Origin of the sequence: Streptomyces collinus, from assembly GCF_031348265.1 — a bacterium.
GTDB classification, from domain to species: domain Bacteria; phylum Actinomycetota; class Actinomycetes; order Streptomycetales; family Streptomycetaceae; genus Streptomyces; species Streptomyces collinus.
The window spans coordinates 7,333,696-7,350,659 of record NZ_CP133771.1 but is presented as its reverse complement, the minus strand read 5'-3'; the positions used below and the strand labels follow the sequence as shown (position 1 = coordinate 7,350,659).

Annotated in this window: 16 protein-coding genes and 1 pseudogene; 2 read left to right on the top strand and 15 right to left on the bottom strand. The window is 73.3% G+C overall.

Annotation, left to right across the window (positions count from 1 at the left end; genetic code table 11):
- From RFN52_RS33140 to RFN52_RS33115, 6 genes are all read right to left on the bottom strand, one after another.
- Positions 1 to 774 (bottom strand): GvpL/GvpF family gas vesicle protein, encoded by a 774-nt coding sequence (locus RFN52_RS33140; protein ID WP_184851844.1) that lies wholly within the window; start codon positions 772 to 774, stop codon positions 1 to 3.
- Positions 771 to 1,205 (bottom strand): gas vesicle structural protein GvpA, encoded by a 435-nt coding sequence (locus RFN52_RS33135; RefSeq protein WP_184851842.1) that lies wholly within the window; start codon positions 1,203 to 1,205, stop codon positions 771 to 773. The genes RFN52_RS33140 and RFN52_RS33135 overlap by 4 nt, the downstream gene beginning before the upstream one ends.
- Before the next feature lie 46 nt (positions 1,206 to 1,251).
- Positions 1,252 to 1,623, bottom strand: coding sequence for a gas vesicle protein GvpO (locus tag RFN52_RS33130; RefSeq protein ID WP_184851840.1), 372 nt, complete (start codon positions 1,621 to 1,623; stop codon positions 1,252 to 1,254).
- A gap of 92 nt (positions 1,624 to 1,715) precedes the next feature.
- Entirely contained in the window at positions 1,716 to 2,642 is a 927-nt protein-coding gene (gene ligD, locus RFN52_RS33125; RefSeq protein ID WP_184851838.1) for a non-homologous end-joining DNA ligase, read from the bottom strand.
- The gene (locus RFN52_RS33120) at positions 2,639 to 4,486 is read right to left on the bottom strand and encodes a transketolase (RefSeq protein ID WP_184851836.1); all 1,848 of its coding nucleotides are present in this window, start codon (positions 4,484 to 4,486) and stop codon (positions 2,639 to 2,641) included. The genes ligD and RFN52_RS33120 overlap by 4 nt, the downstream gene beginning before the upstream one ends.
- Complete coding sequence (locus tag RFN52_RS33115; protein ID WP_184851834.1) at positions 4,483 to 6,429, bottom strand: FAD-dependent oxidoreductase; 1,947 nt, start codon at positions 6,427 to 6,429, stop codon at positions 4,483 to 4,485. The genes RFN52_RS33120 and RFN52_RS33115 overlap by 4 nt, the downstream gene beginning before the upstream one ends.
- Before the next feature lie 172 nt (positions 6,430 to 6,601).
- Here RFN52_RS33115 and RFN52_RS33110 point away from each other — a divergent pair, with 172 nt between their 5' ends.
- Complete coding sequence (locus tag RFN52_RS33110) at positions 6,602 to 7,564, top strand: LLM class F420-dependent oxidoreductase (RefSeq protein WP_184851832.1); 963 nt, start codon at positions 6,602 to 6,604, stop codon at positions 7,562 to 7,564.
- A gap of 288 nt (positions 7,565 to 7,852) precedes the next feature.
- On the opposite strand, the gene RFN52_RS33105 is transcribed toward RFN52_RS33110, so the two are convergent.
- Entirely contained in the window at positions 7,853 to 8,884 is a 1,032-nt protein-coding gene (locus RFN52_RS33105) for an SDR family oxidoreductase (protein ID WP_184851830.1), read from the bottom strand.
- Positions 8,885 to 8,890: 6 nt separating this feature from the next.
- Positions 8,891 to 9,370 (bottom strand): phage holin family protein, encoded by a 480-nt coding sequence (locus RFN52_RS33100; protein ID WP_184851828.1) that lies wholly within the window; start codon positions 9,368 to 9,370, stop codon positions 8,891 to 8,893.
- 48 nt (positions 9,371 to 9,418) lie between these two features.
- Between RFN52_RS33100 and RFN52_RS33095 the strand changes: the two genes are divergently transcribed.
- The gene (locus RFN52_RS33095; RefSeq protein WP_107453794.1) at positions 9,419 to 9,766 is read left to right on the top strand and encodes a VOC family protein; all 348 of its coding nucleotides are present in this window, start codon (positions 9,419 to 9,421) and stop codon (positions 9,764 to 9,766) included.
- A 37-nt stretch (positions 9,767 to 9,803) separates the two neighbouring features.
- Here the strand turns inward: RFN52_RS33095 and RFN52_RS33090 are convergent, their stop codons facing one another.
- The 7 genes and pseudogenes from RFN52_RS33090 to RFN52_RS33065 form a co-directional block, all read right to left on the bottom strand.
- Complete coding sequence (locus tag RFN52_RS33090; RefSeq protein ID WP_184851826.1) at positions 9,804 to 10,364, bottom strand: GNAT family N-acetyltransferase; 561 nt, start codon at positions 10,362 to 10,364, stop codon at positions 9,804 to 9,806.
- Positions 10,322 to 10,552: pseudogene (locus tag RFN52_RS40140) on the bottom strand (peptidase S15); the annotation flags it as partial. The gene RFN52_RS33090 and the pseudogene RFN52_RS40140, both read right to left, overlap by 43 nt.
- 113 nt (positions 10,553 to 10,665) lie before the next feature.
- Entirely contained in the window at positions 10,666 to 11,598 is a 933-nt protein-coding gene (locus RFN52_RS33085; RefSeq protein WP_184851824.1) for a S66 peptidase family protein, read from the bottom strand.
- Positions 11,595 to 13,547, bottom strand: coding sequence for a prolyl oligopeptidase family serine peptidase (locus RFN52_RS33080; protein ID WP_184851822.1), 1,953 nt, complete (start codon positions 13,545 to 13,547; stop codon positions 11,595 to 11,597). The genes RFN52_RS33085 and RFN52_RS33080 overlap by 4 nt, the downstream gene beginning before the upstream one ends.
- A 16-nt stretch (positions 13,548 to 13,563) precedes the next feature.
- Positions 13,564 to 14,877 carry a M20/M25/M40 family metallo-hydrolase gene (locus RFN52_RS33075; protein WP_184851820.1) on the bottom strand — a complete coding sequence of 438 codons (1,314 nt, stop codon included), beginning with the start codon at positions 14,875 to 14,877 and terminating at the stop codon, positions 13,564 to 13,566.
- Positions 14,870 to 15,703 carry a M55 family metallopeptidase gene (locus tag RFN52_RS33070; RefSeq protein WP_184851818.1) on the bottom strand — a complete coding sequence of 278 codons (834 nt, stop codon included), beginning with the start codon at positions 15,701 to 15,703 and terminating at the stop codon, positions 14,870 to 14,872. The genes RFN52_RS33075 and RFN52_RS33070 overlap by 8 nt, the downstream gene beginning before the upstream one ends.
- Before the next feature lie 74 nt (positions 15,704 to 15,777).
- Positions 15,778 to 16,869: an SGNH/GDSL hydrolase family protein gene (locus tag RFN52_RS33065; RefSeq protein ID WP_311241111.1), complete on the bottom strand. Its 1,092-nt coding sequence runs from the start codon at positions 16,867 to 16,869 to the stop codon at positions 15,778 to 15,780.
- Positions 16,870 to 16,964: the final 95 nt, after the last annotated feature.

Below are 16,964 nucleotides of genomic sequence, written 5' to 3'. Positions count from 1 at the left end.
TCACCCCGCTCCGGTGTCCGTTCCGCTCGCCACGGTGCCCGCGGGCTCGGCAGGGCCGGGTTCGACGAAGCTGTACGGCGGCAGCGGACCGTTGACCCGCACCTCCAGGTGCGGCATGTCCTTGCGGACCTGCTCGACCGCGGCCAGGAAGGACTCGGCCGCATCCCGGTCCACCAGGAACGACACGTTGGCCAGCCAGCCGGTGGACTCCGGACCTACGCTCACGTCGTCGGCGGCCGACTCCAGGGCGCGCTGCACGGCGGCGCCGTCGTCGGCCTCCTTGGCCTTGACCGCGGCCGCGACCATCTCGCCAAGACGGATCTTGTCGTCGTAACTGCCGCCGCCCGCCTGCCGGTTGGCTTCCGCCAGACCGCGGATGTCGGGGCTCTCGGCCATCACCTGGTGCAGGACGGCCTCTTCGACGTGGTTGGCCTTGACGTTGTACTCGACCCGGTTGTCCAGGGCCCGCAGCCGCTCCTTGTAGTGCTCGGCGCGCTCGGCGAGCACCCCGGTGATGGAGGTGTCGTCCGGGGCGACGCTGCCGAACCGCATGGGCAGCACACAGCCGGCCGCACCCGCCTCGCTGAGCACGTTCTGGTGGGCGAGCAGCTCCTTGCGCTTGGGCCGCAGCCCGTCGGGGGCCTCGCTGACGACGGCCGCCAGGTCACCCTCGCGCAGGATGCGCACCGGGCGGGGCGGGTCGCCGACGCCGCTCATGCCCTCGGGGAGCCCGGGGTGCGAACTCGCCGCGATGCCGTAGACGTAGGTGCTCACTCCTGCTCCTCCTTACGGCGGGACGACGTGCTCTTGCGGGCTCGCGGACGGGACTCGCCCTGACGCTCCGAGCCGTCGTCACGCGCCTGCTTGAAGGCGTCGGATATGGTCTCGGCGGCGCCGGACAGCGCGCCCTTGGACTTGCCGCGCGCACCGGACTCGGTCATCTCTCCGACCAGATCGGGCAGGCCCGGGTCCTTGCGCGGCCCGGCCTCCAGGTCGAGCCGGTTGCACGCCTCGGCGAAGCGCAGATAGGTGTCGACGCTGGCGACGACGACGCGGACGTCGATCTTGAGGATCTCGATGCCGACCAGGGAGACTCGGACGAATGCGTCGATGACGAGCCCCCTGTCCAGGACGAGCTCAAGCACGTCGTAGAGACCGCTGCTGCCGCCTCCGCCGCCGGACTGCTGTGCCGGTACGACTGTCATGCCGGGTGTTCCTCCTCGTGTGTGGGTGCTGGTCCGGTCGGGCGGCCTAGCGGCCGCCGGGCCTGCGCGCGTCGGACCGACCGCGTTCGTAGCGGCGGACGCGCCGGTAACCCGTGAGCTGCCCCTCTGCGTCGAGCTCCACCTGGTAGCTCGCCATCAGGCTCATCGTGTCGGGCACGCGCTCGAGTTCGAGGACCTCGACCTCCAGCGCCCAGCCCTCCTCGGTCTGCTCGAAGGACGACACGGACTCGGCTTCCATGCCGGTGAGCTCCGCGAGCTGGCCGCGCGCCTGGCGCAGCACCTCCATCGGGCTCGGCCGGCTCTTGGCCGACTGGTTGTCGTTCGTCTTGCTCGTATTCGGGGAGTTCCGGGACCCCTGTGAATCCTGTGACTCTTGCGTGTTTTTTGTGTTCGACATGGCCACCTCCCCCTCCGTGTGGCCGCAAGCGTGTTCGCCAAACCTCTACAGGCGCATGCATCTGCCACCCGTCCGGCCGGCGACGGGGGGCCTCAGCCGCGCAGGGCGATCAGGCGCCGCCGGGCCGGTCCCAGCGCCCGGCCCCGGTTCAGCAGGCCTGACCAGGGGTTGGTCCGGGCCTGCTCGACGGCGTCGGCGATGGTCCAGCGGCGGGCGTGCAGCTCCGGGTCGTCCAGCTGGTCCCAGGTGACGGGGGTGGCCACCGGAGCGCCCGGGCGGGGGCGGACCGTGTAGGGCGCGACGGCGGTCTGGGCGTAGGCGTTGCGCTGGATGTCGAGGTAGAGCCGCCCACCGCGCTCCTTCTTGCGGGCTGCGGTGGTGAGCCGGTCGGGGTGGGCGCCGGCGAGGGTGTCGGCGACGTCCCGGGCGAAGGCGCGCACCTCGTCGAAGTCGTGCCTGCCGTTCAGCGGCACGATCACATGCAGCCCGCGTGAGCCGGTGGTCATCGGCGCCGAGGGCAGGTCGAGCTCGTCGAGCAGTTCCCCGAGCAGCCGGGCGGCCTCGCGTACGGCCTCGAAGTCGTCCCCCGCCGGGTCGAGGTCGAACACCAGCCGGTCGGGGTGGTCGACGCTGTCGGCGCGGGACAGCCAGCGGTGCAGGCTGATGCTCGCCTGGTCGGCCAGGTAGAGGAGGGTCGCGGTGTCGTCGCAGACGGTGTGGCGGACGGTGCCGCCCTCCTTGGCCACCTCGACGCGGGGGATCCACTCCGGGTAGTGGTCCGGGGTGTTCTTCTGCATGAACGTCGGGCCGTCGATGCCGTCGGGGTGCCGCTCCAGCATCAGCGGCCGGCCGCGCAGGTGCGGCAGCATGAAGGGCGCGACGGCCCGGTGGTAGTCCACCAGGTCGCCCTTGGTGTACTCCTTGGCGTCGCCGCCGGGGAAGAGCACCTTGTCCGGCCGGTGCACCTCCACCGTGCGGCGGCCCGCCCGCACCCTGCGCGTGCCGTCGCCGCCGCTCACCGCACGACCGCCTCCTCGACCAGCAGCCGCCCGGCCGCCGCGACGGACTCCGCGTCGATGCCCGAGGCGCGCAGCTGCTCCTCCGGGGACGCCGAGCCCGGCATCGTCCGTACGCCGAGCCGTACCAGGCGCGGTACGGGGCGCCCGTCGGTGAAGGCGTCGAGGACCGCGTCGCCGATGCCGCCCTCGGGGTGGTGGTCCTCCACGGTCACCAGGCAGCCGGTCTCCTCGGCGGCCCGGCGCAGCGTGGCCCGGTCGACGGGCTTCACGGAGTACAGGTCGATCACCCGCACCGCGATGCCCTCCTGCTCCAGGGCCTCGGCGGCGGCCAGCGCCTCGTGCACGGTGACGCCCGCCGCGACGAGGGTCAGCCGGTCCGCGCCGGAGGAGCGCAGCACCTTGCTGCCGCCGACCGGGAACTCCTCGTCGGGGGCGTAGATCACCGGGCTCTCGCCGCGCGAGGTGCGCAGGTAGCGCACGCCCTCCAGGCCGGCCATCGCGCCGACGAGCCGTGCGGTCTGGTTGGCGTCGCACGGATACAGCACGGTCGAGCCGTGCACCGCCCGCATCATCGCGAGGTCCTCCAGGCCCATCTGGCTGGGCCCGTCCTGGCCGATGGCGACGCCGGCGTGCGAACCGACGAGGTTGATGCCGGAGCCGCTGACGGACGCCATCCTGATGAAGTCGTACGCGCGGGTCAGGAAGGCCGCGAAGGTGGCGGCGTACGGCACCCAGCCGCGGGACGCGAGGCCGACGGCCGAGGCGACCAGCTGCTGCTCGGCGATGTAGCACTCGAAGTAGCGGTCGGGGTGCTCCTTGGCGAAGAACTCGGCGCGGGTGGAGTCGCCGACCTCGCCGTCCAGGGCGACGATGTCGCCGCGGCCGGTGCCGAGGGCGGTGAGCGCCTCACCGAAGGCGTTGCGGGTGGCGACCTCCTCGCCCTTGTCCCACTTGGGGAGTTCGAAGTTCCCGGTGTGGACGGAGTGCAGCATGCGGGCGGCGGGCGGCTCCTGCACCCGGACGCGGATGTCACGGGGGCCCCCGAGTGCGGCGATGGCCTCCTCCGCCTCCGGCAGCGGCTTGCCGTGCAGGCCCTCGCGGTCCTGGACGCCCTCGACGCCCTTGCCCTTGAGGGTGCGGGCGAGGATCGCGGTGGGCTGGCCCTTGGTGGACGCGGCCTCTCCGTAGGCGCGGTCGACGGCGTCCACGTCGTGGCCGTCGACCTCGATGGTGTGCCAGTCGAAGGCCTGGAAGCGGCGGGCGTAGGCGTCCAGGTCGTGGCCGTGCCGGGTGGGGCCGCGCTGGCCGAGACGGTTGACGTCGACGATCACGGTGAGGTTGTCCAGGTGCTCGTACCCGGCGTGCTCGGCGGCCTCCCACACGGACCCCTCGGCCAGCTCGCTGTCGCCGCACAGCACCCAGGTGCGGTAGCCGGTGCGGTCGAGCCGCTTGCCGGCCAGCGCGATGCCGACCCCGACCGGCAGCCCCTGCCCGAGCGAGCCGGTGGCCGTCTCGACCCATGGCAGGCGCTGCGGGGTCGGGTGTCCTTCCAGGCGACTGCCCAGCTTGCGAAACGTGAGCAGCTCTTCGTCGTCGATGGCGCCGGCCGCCTTGTACGCGGAGTACAGCAGCGGGGAGGCGTGGCCCTTGGAGAGGACGAAGCGGTCGTTGCCGGGGTGGGCGGGGCGGTCGAAGTCGTAGCGGAGGTGGTGCGCGAGCAGGACGGCCATCAGGTCGGCGGCGGACATCGAGGACGTCGGGTGCCCGGAGCCCGCCGCGGCGGCGGCGCGGACACTGTCCACCCGCAGCTGCTGTCCGAGGTCGGTGAGTTCACCGGTGTTCATGAGTCTCCTTTCGTGAAGTCGTCCGAGTCGTCCGGGACGTCGGTTCGCTTGACCGGGCCGGGGGCCGGGTGGTCGGGGCCCGGGGGGTGAGGCGGGGGCGCGGGGGCAGGCTGATTCTTGGCGGGCTCACCACCGGGCTGATTCTTGGCGGGCTCACCGCCCGGCTGGTTCTTGGCGGGCTCACCGCCCGTCTGATTCCTTGCCGGCTCGCCACCGGGCTGGTTCTTCGCGGCCTCGCCGACCGGCCGGCTCCTCACCGGCTCTCCGGCAGTACCCGCAGCCGTCGCAGTCGCCGCGGCAGGGCGGCCCTTCGCCGTCTCCCACTCCGACCGCAACTCACCGTGCCCGGAGCCGGGCGGGCCCGCAAGCGGGCGGCCCTTCGCCGTCTCCCACTCCGACCGCAACTGACCGTGACCGGAGCCCGGCGGGCCCGCGAGCGGGCGGCCCTTCGCCGTTTCGGGCTCGGACCGCGGCCGCGCGGCCCCGGATCCGGGTCGTACCTGGGTCGTCCCGGATCCGGGCTGCCCCTTCGCGGGCTCGTCGGGGGATCCGGCCCGGCCGGGCCCGCCCCCGTCGTCGGTGTCGGCCGCGAGCGCCGCGCCCGGCCCGGACCTGGCGTCCGCCCGCCGCCCGGGCCCGCCCGCCACGCGGGCCACCTCGGGCGAGGACGTGTCCAGCGGCACCGACCAGGACCGTACGAGCCCCAACTGCACAGCCTGGCGCGGCAGCACCGCGTCCAGCAGCCAGTCGGCCGCGACCCGGACCCGGTTCCCGGGCATCGCGGCAAGGTGGTAGCCCCGCGTCACCGCACCCGCCGGTACGCCGGACAAGGTCACGCCGAGCGGGTTGGCGGCGGCCTTCGCCCCGCCCAGGTCGACGACGAAGCCGAGGTCGCGGTGGCGGTAGGGCTTGCGCGACCCGCCGAGGCCGAGCGACGCGGCGACGTTCTCCGCCGCGATCTTGCCGTGCCGCCAGGCGTGCTGCGCGGTCATCGGCGTATAGCTCCCGGGGTTCTCCAGATCGGGTACGGCGGCCACGTCACCGCATGCGAACAGCTCCGGCCGGCCCGGCACCCGCAGGTGCGGGTCGACGAGCAGCCGACCCTTCTCCATCGGCAGCCCGAGGGACTCGACCAGCGGGTCGGGTCGTACGCCCACGCACCACACCAGCGTCCGGGTCTCGACGAACTCGCCGTCGGTCAGCACGACCCCGTCGTGCGTGGCCTCCTTCACGGAGGTCCCCATCCGCACGTCGACGCCCCGCTGCCGCAGCACCCGGTCGGCGGTGGCGGAGAGCTTCTCGTCCATCTCCGGCAGCACGCGCGGCGCCACGTCCAGCAGCATCCAGCGCGGCCGCATGCCCTGCCGCAGCGGGTGCTTGCGGACCTGAGCGTCGGTGAACATCTGCCCGTGCGCGGCGACCTCCGTGCCCGTGTACCCGGCGCCGACCACCACGAAGGTGCAGCGCGCGGCGCACGCCTCCGGGTCCTCGGCGGAAGCCGCGAGCTCCACCTGCCGGGTCACGTGATCGCGCAGGTACAGCGCCTCGGGCAGCCCCCGGAAGCCGTGCGCGTGCTCGGCGACCCCGGGGATGGGCAGCAGCTTGTTGACGCTGCCCGCGGCCAGCACCAGCCGGTCGTAGGAGAGCGAGCCCTCCTCGCCCTCCGGGCCGGTGTAGCGCAGGATGCCGTCGTCGAGGTCGATCCGTTCGGCCTCCCCCAGCACCAGCCGGACGTCCGGCAGCGAGTCGGAGAGGGAGACCGTGACCCGGCGCGGCTCCAGGATGCCGGCGGCGACCTGGGGCAGCAGGGGCAGGTACAGGAAGTAGTCGGTCGGGTTCAGCAGGGTGATGTGGGCCCGGCCCCGGGTGAGCCGGGACAGGGTGCGGGCCGTGCGGTACCCGGCGAAGCCGGCACCGACGATCAGGATGCGGGGTCGACTCACGGTCGCTCGCCTCCGGCGCTGTCGCGTAGCTCGGGAGCCTTCCGCGTCCCCCTGGCCTGGGCACCCAAACGTCGGCCGGGGGCCATCCGGCCCGTACGCGCCGGTTTCCGGCCCCGCGCCCGGGTAACCCGGTGCGGGATACGGACCGCCGACGTCGCGGAGGCACTCCCTCATGCCCGAGTACGGCTACTTCCTCTCGTGCGAGCAGTACGGACCCGCCGAGCTGATCGAGCAGGCGCGGATGGCCGAGCAGGCCGGATTCCAGGCGCTGTGGATCTCGGACCACTACCACCCCTGGAACGACGAGCAGGGCCAGAGCCCGTTCGTGTGGTCGGTGATCGGTGCGCTGTCGCAGGCGGTGTCCCTGCCGATCGAGACGGCGGTGACCTGCCCGACCGTCCGCATACACCCGGCGGTGGTGGCGCAGGCCGCTGCGACCAGCGCGGTGATGACGAACAACCGCTTCCGGCTCGGTGTCGGCTCCGGCGAGGCGCTCAACGAACACATCCTGGGCGACCACTGGCCGCCGGCGCACGTGCGTCTGGACATGCTGGAGGAGGCCATCCAGGTGATGCGCCGCCTGTTCACCGGGGAGGAGGTCAACCACCACGGCCCGCACTACACGGTCGAGAACGCCCGCCTGTACACGGTCCCGGACGAGCCGATCCCGATCGACATCTCCGGCTTCGGCCCGGCCGCGACCCAGCTCGCCTCCCGCGTCGGTGACGGCTACATCACGGTCATGCCGGACGAGGCGATGGTGGAGCAGTACCGCAAGGGCGGAGGCGGCGGTCATCTCGTCAGCGGTGGCACCAAGGTCTGCTACGACACCGACAAGGACGAGGCCGCCCGGACCGTCCACCGGCTCTGGGCGAACGAGCAACTGCCGGGTGAGCTCGGCCAGGTGCTGCCCTCCCCCAAGCACTTCGAGCAGGCGCAGCAGCTCGTCACCGAGGACATGGTGCGCGCGAACCGGGTGTGCGGCGACGACGTGGACGAGCACGTGGCGGAGCTGAAGCAGTTCGCCGACGCGGGCTTCGACCGGGTCTATGTGAACCAGATCGGGCCGGACCTGCGCGGCTTCTTCGACTTCTACCGCACGAAGGTGCTGCCGCAGCTCCAGCAGGCCGTCTGACGCACGCCCCGGGAAATCCAGGGACGGCCCTCGTACCGGGTCGCCTGTAGTGGCCGGCATGTCCGTGCGTCGACGTATGCGTGACGCCGTGCCGGAAGCGATCCGGGCCAGGGACAAGGGACAGGGCCAGGGCCGCCGTGAGTGCCCTGCGCGCCACTGGCGGCACTGGACAACGCCGGCGGCCTCACCGCTCGGTGCCGGCGGCCACCGAGGGCACCGCATACCGAGGGCACCGCGCGCAGCGCCTGGCGGCCGGCCGGCCAGCCGCGGGCAGGCACGGCCGACCTGCTAACCGCGGGCGGGCGCGGTCAGTTTGCGGGCTGCCAGGGCGGCGGCCCCCGCGGTGAGGACCGCGCCCATCCACCCGCGGTTCCGTGACAGCCACTGCTGCGGGCTCTTGCCGGTGGACTCGTCGTCGAAGCGCCCGTGGGCGCCGTGGTCCCGTCCGTGCGCGCCGTCCGCCGGGGACCACAGGTTCGCCGGGCCCTCGGGCCGGCCCTCCTCCTGCTGCGCGTCGACGTTGGTGCGGGCCAGGTAGCGCTCCAGCAGCCCGGGGACGACCGCGTTGGCGAGCAGCGTGGCGGCCGTGGAGCCGCCCACCCAGTACTCCCGGCGCCGTGCGTGCGACGACGCGTGCACGATGGCCCGGGCCGCGACCTCCGGCTGGTAGACGGGCGCAACGGGCCGTGCCCGCCCGGGCATCCGGTTCAGCACCCAGTCGAACTGCGGGGTGTTGAGGCCCGGCAGCTGCACCATCGTCGTCCGCACCCCGCTGCGCGCGTGCAGCAGCTCGCAGCGCAGCGACTCGTTGAACCCCTGGATCGCGTGCTTGGCCCCGCAGTACGCCGACTGCAGCGGGATGCCCCGGTAGGCGAGCGCGGAGCCGACCTGCACGATGGTGCCGCGGTCGCGCGGCAGCATGTGGCGCAGGGCGGCCCGGGTGCCGAACACATAGCCCAGGTACGTCACTTCGGTCACGCGGCGGAACTCGTCCGGGGTGACTTCCGTGAACGGCGCGAACACTCCGGTGAAGGCGTTGTTGACCCAGACGTCGATGTGGCCGTAGGCGTCGACGACCTGCTGGGCCGCGTCGTCGACGGCCTTGGCGTCGGAGACGTCCACGCCGACGACGAGTGCCTCGCCGCCGGCGCGCTCCACCTCGTCCGCCGCGGCGGCGAGTCCCTCACGTCCGCGGGCGAGCAGGGCGACCCTGTCGCCGCGGGCGGCGAAGGCCCGGACGGTGGCCCGACCGACGCCGCCGCCGGCTCCGGTCACCACGACCACACGGCCGCGCCGGTGCGATGTCGCTGCCGTGCGCACCCGGCATCACGCCCCGCGGTGGGGGACGTCCGGGGCCTCCGGCGGCCGCGGGGGCACGGGGCCCGGAACGTCCGCTCCGGCGGGCGGGGCCGGCGGCACGGGCGGGTACGGCATGCCGCCGACCGCCCCGGCGGCGGTCTGCCGGGCGCTGTCCCCGCCCGGCGCCGTGCCGGCCGCGTGGTCCGGGCCCGGGCGGGACGGCCGCGCCATGCCGCGCAGCACGTAGGCCAGGGCGCCCAGGATCACTGCGGTGATGAGTGCGGCGGCCCAGTCGGGCAGGCCGAGGGCGAGGGCCAGCCCCACGGCGAGCGCGAGGGCCGCGCCGGCGTACAGGGCGAGCGCGCCGGACGCGGCGTACAGGGCGGCCTTGCGGCGCTGCTTGCGCGTCTGCTCGCGCAGTTCGTCCCGTACGGTCTCGCGCGCCACCTGTGCCAGCTCGTCGACCAGGTGCTTGTCCAGATGCTCCAGGTGATCCAACGGCTTCATGCCCGGCCGGGTACCCTCACCCCCCTGCGCGTAACTAGGCTCGGCGGCATGGAGATTCTGGGTGCCACACTGCGCGTCTGCGTCGACGACCTCGAGACCGCGATCCCCTTCTACGAGCGGCTGGCGGGCGGCAGAGCCCAGCGCTTCGAGCGGGGAGGTGTCCAGGTGGCGGCGATCGGCTGCTTCCTGCTGATGAGCGGCCCCCCGGCCGAACTGGAGGTGCTGCGCAAGGTCGCGGCGACGATCGCCGTGACGGACGTCGAGGAGACCCACAAGGTGCTGACCGGACTGGGGGCGCACATCGTGGCGGGCCCGATCGCCTCACCGGCGGGCCGCAACCTGATCGCCCTGCATCCGGACGGCTCGGTCTACGAGTACGTGGACCGCCAGGCGTAGGCGTCGCCGCCGGGGCTCAGGGCCGGCCCTGCGGGGCTCAGGGCCGGCCTTGCGGGGCGATCATCTCGGTGGTGATCGCCCAGCGTTCGTGGTCGCGCCAGGCCCCGTCGACGAAGAGCATCTGCGGCGAGAAGCCCTCCAGGCGGAACCCGCAGGCGCGGGCCAGGGCGATCGACGCGGCGTTCCCGGGCTGGACGTTGATCTCCAGCCGGTGCAGCCGCATCGGGCCGAACGCGTGACCCACGACGAGGTCCAGTCCTTCGCGCATCAGCCCGCGCCCGGCGGCGTGCGCGAAGGCGCCGTAGCCCAGCGCCCCGGACTGGAAGCCGCCCTCGACGATGTTGTTGATGTTGATGAACCCGCCGATGGCCCCGTCGCTCTTCTCACAGACCAGGAACCCGGCCTTGGACCGGTCCTCGATCAGCCGGCCCGCGTAGGCGGTGTAGGCCTGCGCCGTGGTGGGCGGGAAGAGCCACGGGTGGTGCAGGTCCTTGCTCTCCCGGGCGCGGGCGGTGAACTCGGCACCGTCCTCGTAGGTGAAGTGGCGTATGCCCACCCGGGGGCCTTCGGCGAGGTGGCGGGATGCGTGGTGCGGCACCCCGCCACAGTAACCGCGCCGGCTGCGCCTCCCCAGTCGGGGCGTCCGGAGCCGGCGACCGGAAGCCGGAGGCGGTGCACGATGCCAGGCAGGGTGACGGTGAAGCTCTGGGTGACGTCCGGGACGCGCACCGGCGCGACCAGGCGGCGCACCAGGGTGCGGGTGCCGTCGGGGGCGATGTCGTAGAGGCAACCCGGATACCGACCAGTAGGCACCGGCCGGTCGTCATGGCGTGACACGGGCCAGGAGCCGTCCATCACCGGAACGAGGGTTTCTTGACAGGATCTCAGTAGCGGACCGCTCAGCTCAGGGCCGGTTCGTCCAGCGTCAACGTGCCCGCCTCGGTGTCCAGTTCGGCCACGGCCCCGAGGGGCATGGTCAGCGCGCCCTCGCTGTGCCCGAACCCGAACTCCTCCACGACCGGGACGCCCAGGCCGCCGAGCCGGTCGGCGAAGACCGCGCGCAGCCCCTCGCGAGGGCCGCAGTCCGCCCAGGAGCCGAGCACGATCCCGGCGGCCCCGTCGAGCCAGCCGGTGCGCAGGAGTTGGGTCAGGTACCGGTCCAGGCGGTACGGGCTCTCGCCGACGTCCTCCATCAGCAGCAGCCCGCCGCGTGCCCCGGGGCGGGCGTGCGGGGTGCCGAGGTCGCTCGCGAGCAGGCTCAGGCACCCGCCCAGGGTGACGCCCCGGGGACGGCCGGGGACCAGTGCGGTGCCGCCGGGGGGCACGGCCGTCAGGGTCCGCACGGACTCCGGCTCGAAGAGAGTGGCCCGCAGATGGCCTTGAGCCCGGGCGTTCTTGAGGAAGTCGACGCCGGCGGCGGCGGGCCCGTACAGGGTGACCAGGCCCAGGCGGGTGGCGAAGGCCTGGTGCAGGACGGTGACGTCGCTGAACCCGGCGAACACCTTCGGGCCCGCCGCCCGCATCGCCGCCCAGTCGAGCAGGTCGACCATGCGCTGCGCCCCGTACCCGCCCCGGGCGCACAGCACGGCCGCGACGGACGGATCGCACCAGGCGGCCTGCAGGTCGGCGGCGCGCTGCTCGTCCGTACCGGCGAGGTAGTCCAACTCCCTTTGCCGGTCCAGCACATGGGGTGCCACGACGGGGTCGAGGCCCCAGCCGCGCAGGATGTCGAGCCCGGCCTCAAGGCGTTCCTCGGGCACGGGCCCGCTGGGCGCGACGACGGCGACGCGGGCGCCGGGGGCGAGCCGGGGCGGTCGGACGAGCTGGTTCACTTGCTGAGCTCCAGAGTGGGGACGCCGGGCGGATCCAGGCGGAACACCTGGGCGTAGAGGGAGAGTTCGGCCTCCAGGGCGCGCACCATGGTCTCCGCCTTCCGGAAGCCGTGCCCCTCCCCCTCGAAGGCGAGATACGCGTGCGGCACCCTCCGGCCCTCCAGCCGGGCCAGGAACCGCTCGCACTGGACGGGCGGGCAGATCACGTCGTCCAGGCCCTGGAGCAGCAGGAACGGCACGGTGAGGCGGTCGGCGTGGGCGGCGGGCGAGCGTTCCGCGTACCGGGCGGGCACCTCGGCGAGCGGCCCGATCAGGCCCTCCAGGTACCGCGACTCGAAGTCGTGGGTCTCCCCCGTGCCCCAGCCGGCCAGGTCCAGGATCGGGTACTTGATGGTGCCGCAGGCGTAGACGTCGGTGGTGGTGAGCGAGGCGGCGGCCGTCCAGCCGCCCGCACTGCCGCCCCGGACGGCGAGCCGGGCGCGGTCGGCGGTGCCCTCCTCGGCGAGGGCCAGGGCGACGGCGGCGCAGTCCTCGACGTCGACCACGCCCCACTGCTCGCGCAGCCGCTCGCGGTAGGGGCGGCCGTACCCCGTGGAGCCGCCGTAGTTCACTTCGGCGACGCCGATGCCGCGCGAGGTGAAGTAGGCGATCTCCAGGTCGAGCACGAGCGGGGCCCGGCCGGTGGGCCCGCCGTGCGCCCAGACGACGTAGGGCGGCAGTTCGTCGCCGGGCGCGACGCAGCCGGGGTGGTGCGGCGGGTAGATGTGGGCGTGGATGTCGCGCCCGTCGGGGCCGGTGAAGGTGCGGATCTGCGGCTCGGGGTAGTACGCGGGATCGACGGCGTCGTCGTGCTCGGCGCCGACGACCCGGGCCCGGCCGGTGCGGGCGTCCAGCTCCACGACCTCGTAGGCGCTCCGCGGGCTGGCCCCGACGGCGACGACCCGTTCGCCGTGGGCGGCGAGGGTGGCGGTGAACTCGGTCCAGGGCCCGGCGGCGTCGACGACTTCGCCCGTCTCGGGGTCGAGTACGCCGAGGGCGGTGGCGCCCCGGCCGTGCACGACGGCGATCAGCCCGCTGTCGAGCGGCGTGAACCATCGCGAACCCGGCTTCCACAGCGCGCCGCCGAACTCCTCCTCGCGGGGGCACAGCGGCTGTCCGTCGAGGTAGAGGTTCCACCAGCCGGTGCGGTCGCTCGCGTGCAGCAGTCGGCCGTCGTGGGTCCAGTCGGCCTGGGCGATGGACTCGCCGGGGCCGCCGGCCACGGCCCGGGCGTCGCGCAGGGTGCCGTCGGGTGTGACCTCGGCGAGGAGCAGCTCGGTGCCGTCCCAGGGCATGCGCGGATGGTCCCAGGCGAGCCAGGCGGCCCGCCGCCCGTCGGGCGAGAGCTTCGGTCCGGTCACGAACCGGTGCCGCCCGTCGGTGAGTTCCCGTACGGCGTCCCGGTCCTCGGCGGCGGATCCGTCCAGCGGGACGGCGGCCAGGACGCGGCGCACGTCGGTGGGTCCGTCGCCGGTGAACTCCTCCAGCACGCACCACACTTCGCCCCGTTCGGGCAGCGGCAGCGGCTCGGCCCAGCGCAGGCCGGCGCCGACGGAGGACACGGGGGTGAGCGGTCGGGGTTCACCGCCCGGCTCCCAGCGGTAGAGCCGCTGGTCGGCGAAGTTCACGAACACCACCAGCGGTCCGGTGTCCCCCGCGAGGGCGGCCCACGGGTGCCCGCCGTACTCGACGACCCGGCTACGCACGTTCCACGGCGCGGGCAGCAGCGGCTCCTCCCGGCCGTCGGCGTGCCGCCGCACCAGCGTGCGGCGGCCGCCCTCGGCGGGGCGCGGCTCGGTCCACCACACCTCGTCGCCGACGAAACCCACGTACTCCGGGTGCCCGTCGTGCGCGGCGGTCAGGGCCGCGTCGATGGGCGAGGGCCACGCCCCGTAGGCCAGCGTCCGCACCGTCTCCCCCCCTCTCCTAGGCCGTCCGCAGAAACCGGTCGAGTACGCGGACACCGAAGTGCAGCGCCTCGACCGGTACCCGTTCGTCGACCCCGTGGAACATGGCCGCGTAGTCGTAGCCGTCCGGCAGCTTCAGCGGGGTGAAGCCGTAGCCGGTGATGCCGAGGCGGGAGAACTGCTTGGCGTCGGTGCCGCCGGACATGCAGAACGGCACGACGTGGCCCTCCGGCGCGAACTCCTCGACGGCGGCCCGCATGCCCGCGAACGTCGGCGAGGCCACCGGCGACTGAAGGGCGACCTCGCGGTGGTGGAACTCCCAGTCCACGTCCGGGCCGGTGAGCCGGTCGAGGGTGCTGCGGAACTCCTCCTCGCCGCCGGGCATGTACCGGCCGTCCACGTACGCCACGGCCTCCCCGGGAATGACGTTGATCTTGTAACCGGCGTCCAGCATGGTCGGGTTGGCGCTGTTGCGCAGGGTCGGCTCGACGAGCTTCGCGGCCGGGCCGAGCTTCTCCAGCAGCGCGTTCACGTCGGTGAGATCGGTCTCGATGCCGTAGAGCGCGGCGAGTTCGGTGAGGGCGGCGCGTACGGTCGGGGTGAGCCGCAGCGGCCACTCGTGCGCGCCGATCCGGGCGATCGCGCCCGCGAGGTGGGTGACGGCGTTGTCCCTGTTGACCTTGGAGCCGTGCCCGGCGCGTCCGCGGGCGGTGAGCTTCAGCCAGGCGGTGCCGCGTTCCCCGGCGGCGATCGGGTAGATCTGCCGCCCGTCGCCGTCGTGGAAGGTGAAGGCGCCCGACTCGCTGACGCCTTCGGTGCAGCCCTCGAACAGTTCGGGGTGCTCGTCGGCGAGGAACCCGGAGCCGTCCTCGGCGCTGGCCTCCTCGTCCGCGGTGAACGCGATGACGATGTCCCGGCGGGGCCGGACACCCTGCCGGGCCCAGCCGCGCACGACGGCCAGGATCATCGCGTCCATGTTCTTCATGTCGACGGCGCCGCGTCCCCAGACGACCCCGTCGCGGATCTCCCCGGAGAACGGGTGCACGCTCCAGTCGGCGGCCGCCGCGGGCACGACGTCCAGATGCCCGTGGAGCAGCAGGGCACCGGCCGAGGGGTCCGTACCCTCGATCCGGGCGACGACGTTGGTCCGCCCCTGGGTGCGCTCCAGCAGGACCGGTTCGATGCCGGCGTCGGCGAGCCGTGCGGCGGCGTACTCGGCGGCGGGCCGCTCCCGGCAGTCGCCGCCGCCCCGGTTGGTGGTGTCGATCCGGATGAGGTCGGACGTGTACGTCACGACCTCGTCCAGCGCCTGCTCGTCCACCTGGTCAGCCATACTGCTCCTCCACCGCGGCCGAGACGATCGTGGTGACCGCCTTGAAGGCGCGGATGCCCTCGTACATGGTCCCGCTCGTGTACGCCACCTTGCGCTCCCCGATCCGGTCCACACCCGGCACGACGGTGGCGGCCATCGCCAGGTGCTCCGCGTCGAACTCCACGGCCACGGTGAACGGGCCTCCGCGCACGGGTTCGTGACGGACCGCCAGCGCTGCCGCCTCCTTGGCCGCCGCCTGGATGTCGGCCGCGGTGCGACCGGGTGTGCGGCACACCGCCGCGTAGCGCGACACGTGGTCCTTCACCGCGACCTTCAGCGCCTCGGGCGCGTAGCCGAGTGCGTCCTCACAGGCGACGTCGTCCCCCGTGACCAGCACGACCGGCACCCCGTACTCGGCGGCGACATGGGCGTTGAGCAGCCCCTCGCTCGCCCGTACGTCGTTGAGCCACACGCCCGTGATGGAGTTGGCGAGGTAGGTGTGCGCGAGGACGCCCTCCATGCCGGCGCCCGCGTGGTAGCCGACGAACGCGATGCCGTCGACGTCGCCGTGCTGCACGCCCTCGACCATGGACAGCGCCTTGTGCCGGCCGGTGAGCATCCGGGCGCGGTCGTCGAGCTGCTCCAGCAGCAGGTTGCGCATGGTGGAGTGGGCCTCGTTGATGATCACCTCGTCGGCGCCGCCGTCGTGGAAGCCCCGCACGGCGGCGTTGACATCGGAGGTGAACAGCGAGCGGCAGCGCTCCCACTGCGAGGCGCCGGGCATCACGTCGTCGGGCCAGGTGACTCCGGTGGCGCCCTCCATGTCGGCGCTGATGAGGATTCTCATGACGTGCCGTCCAGGGCGGAGATCTTCATGGTTCGTCACGTTACGCGCTGTGCGCGCAAGCGGCTACGAGGTGGTCACCAACGGATCGGCAGGTCTGCGAGGAACGCGGTGAGGCGGTCGGCCAGCAGCCGGTGGTCGCGGGCCGAGTAGTGCCAGTGGCAGCCGGTGTGGTCCAGGCCGGTGGTGTCGAGGGGCCAGAAGCGGACCCCGCGGTCGCCCGCGGCGGTGCGTTCCCGGACGACGTGTTCGACATGGCCGGCGAAGGGGCCCGTGCCCGCGGCCAGGATGGTGGTCGCGGTGCCGTAGCGCTTGCGCAGCTTGGCGAGGAAGCCGCTGTAGGCGCTGCGGTAGGCGGCGGCGAGGCTCTCGTCCGTCCAGGGCTCGCCCGGGTTGACCGGGGTGGAGAAGTCGTTCGTGCCGAGGTGGACCACCACCAGCCGCGGGCGCCAGGTGCCCGGGTTCTGCCAGACGTCGCCCGGCACGTTCAGCAGCGCGCGGTCGTAGAAGGTGCGGTAGTTCACCTCCGGGGAGCCGCCGTTGTAGTTGCGCACCATGCCCTGGCCCGAGTACGCGTTGATCTGGTAGTCGGCGCGCAGCTTCCGGGCGGTGAGGGCGCCGTAGCTCACGTCGGCGTTGGTGGTGCGCTTGAGCTGCTCGTTGTCGCAGTCGCGGGAGGCGGAGAGGTTGCCGTAGCCGGCCGTGAGGGAGTCGCCGATGAACTCGATCTGACGGCTGCGGGCGGCCGGCTCGGCCAGAACGGCGCCGCCGGGTGCGGCGACGAAGCCGCCGAAGGCGCTGGTGCTCCACGGGGTGTCGTTGCGCTTGACGAGCCGGACGGTGTGCACGCCCTCGCGCAGGCCCCTGACCCAGTGGGTGGTCCTCCCCGGCGTGACGAGCGTCGCGACGGTGGCCCCGTCGACCTGGACGTCGTAGTCGGCGGCCGGATCGTCGAGGACGACGCCCACGCCGGTGCCCCGGATGCGTCCCTCGAAGTAGACGCCGGGCCAGCTGTACTGGAGCACGTCACCGGCGTCCTTGACCCGTCCCGCGGTGTGCACGCCGTCCTGTACCCCGCGTCGTTCCGGTGCGGCGACGGTCGTGACGGTCGCGGTGCCGACGAGCACCGTCGACACCGCCGACGCGACCAGCATCCGTAACCAGGGCATCGGCATGACGGTCCTCCGCGGGGGCGTGGCGGGTGAGGGACGGGTCAGAGTGACCGTACATCGACAAATCCATCGCCCACCAGACGGCGTCCGGC

What these genes read in the sequence shown, in the direction of transcription:
- RFN52_RS33065 (WP_311241111.1), bottom strand. Translation starts at nt 16,869, where the DNA reads ATGCCCTGGTTACGGATGCTGGTCGCGTCGGCGGTGTCGACGGTGCTC.
- RFN52_RS33100 (WP_184851828.1), bottom strand. Translation starts at nt 9,370, where the DNA reads ATGAAGCCGTTGGATCACCTGGAGCATCTGGACAAGCACCTGGTCGAC.
- RFN52_RS33075 (WP_184851820.1), bottom strand. Translation starts at nt 14,877, where the DNA reads ATGGCTGACCAGGTGGACGAGCAGGCGCTGGACGAGGTCGTGACGTAC.
- RFN52_RS33130 (WP_184851840.1), bottom strand. Translation starts at nt 1,623, where the DNA reads ATGTCGAACACAAAAAACACGCAAGAGTCACAGGATTCACAGGGGTCC.
- RFN52_RS33095 (WP_107453794.1), top strand. Translation starts at nt 9,419, where the DNA reads ATGGAGATTCTGGGTGCCACACTGCGCGTCTGCGTCGACGACCTCGAG.
- RFN52_RS33135 (WP_184851842.1), bottom strand. Translation starts at nt 1,205, where the DNA reads ATGACAGTCGTACCGGCACAGCAGTCCGGCGGCGGAGGCGGCAGCAGC.
- RFN52_RS33120 (WP_184851836.1), bottom strand. Translation starts at nt 4,486, where the DNA reads ATGAACACCGGTGAACTCACCGACCTCGGACAGCAGCTGCGGGTGGAC.
- RFN52_RS33070 (WP_184851818.1), bottom strand. Translation starts at nt 15,703, where the DNA reads ATGAGAATCCTCATCAGCGCCGACATGGAGGGCGCCACCGGAGTCACC.
- RFN52_RS33110 (WP_184851832.1), top strand. Translation starts at nt 6,602, where the DNA reads ATGCCCGAGTACGGCTACTTCCTCTCGTGCGAGCAGTACGGACCCGCC.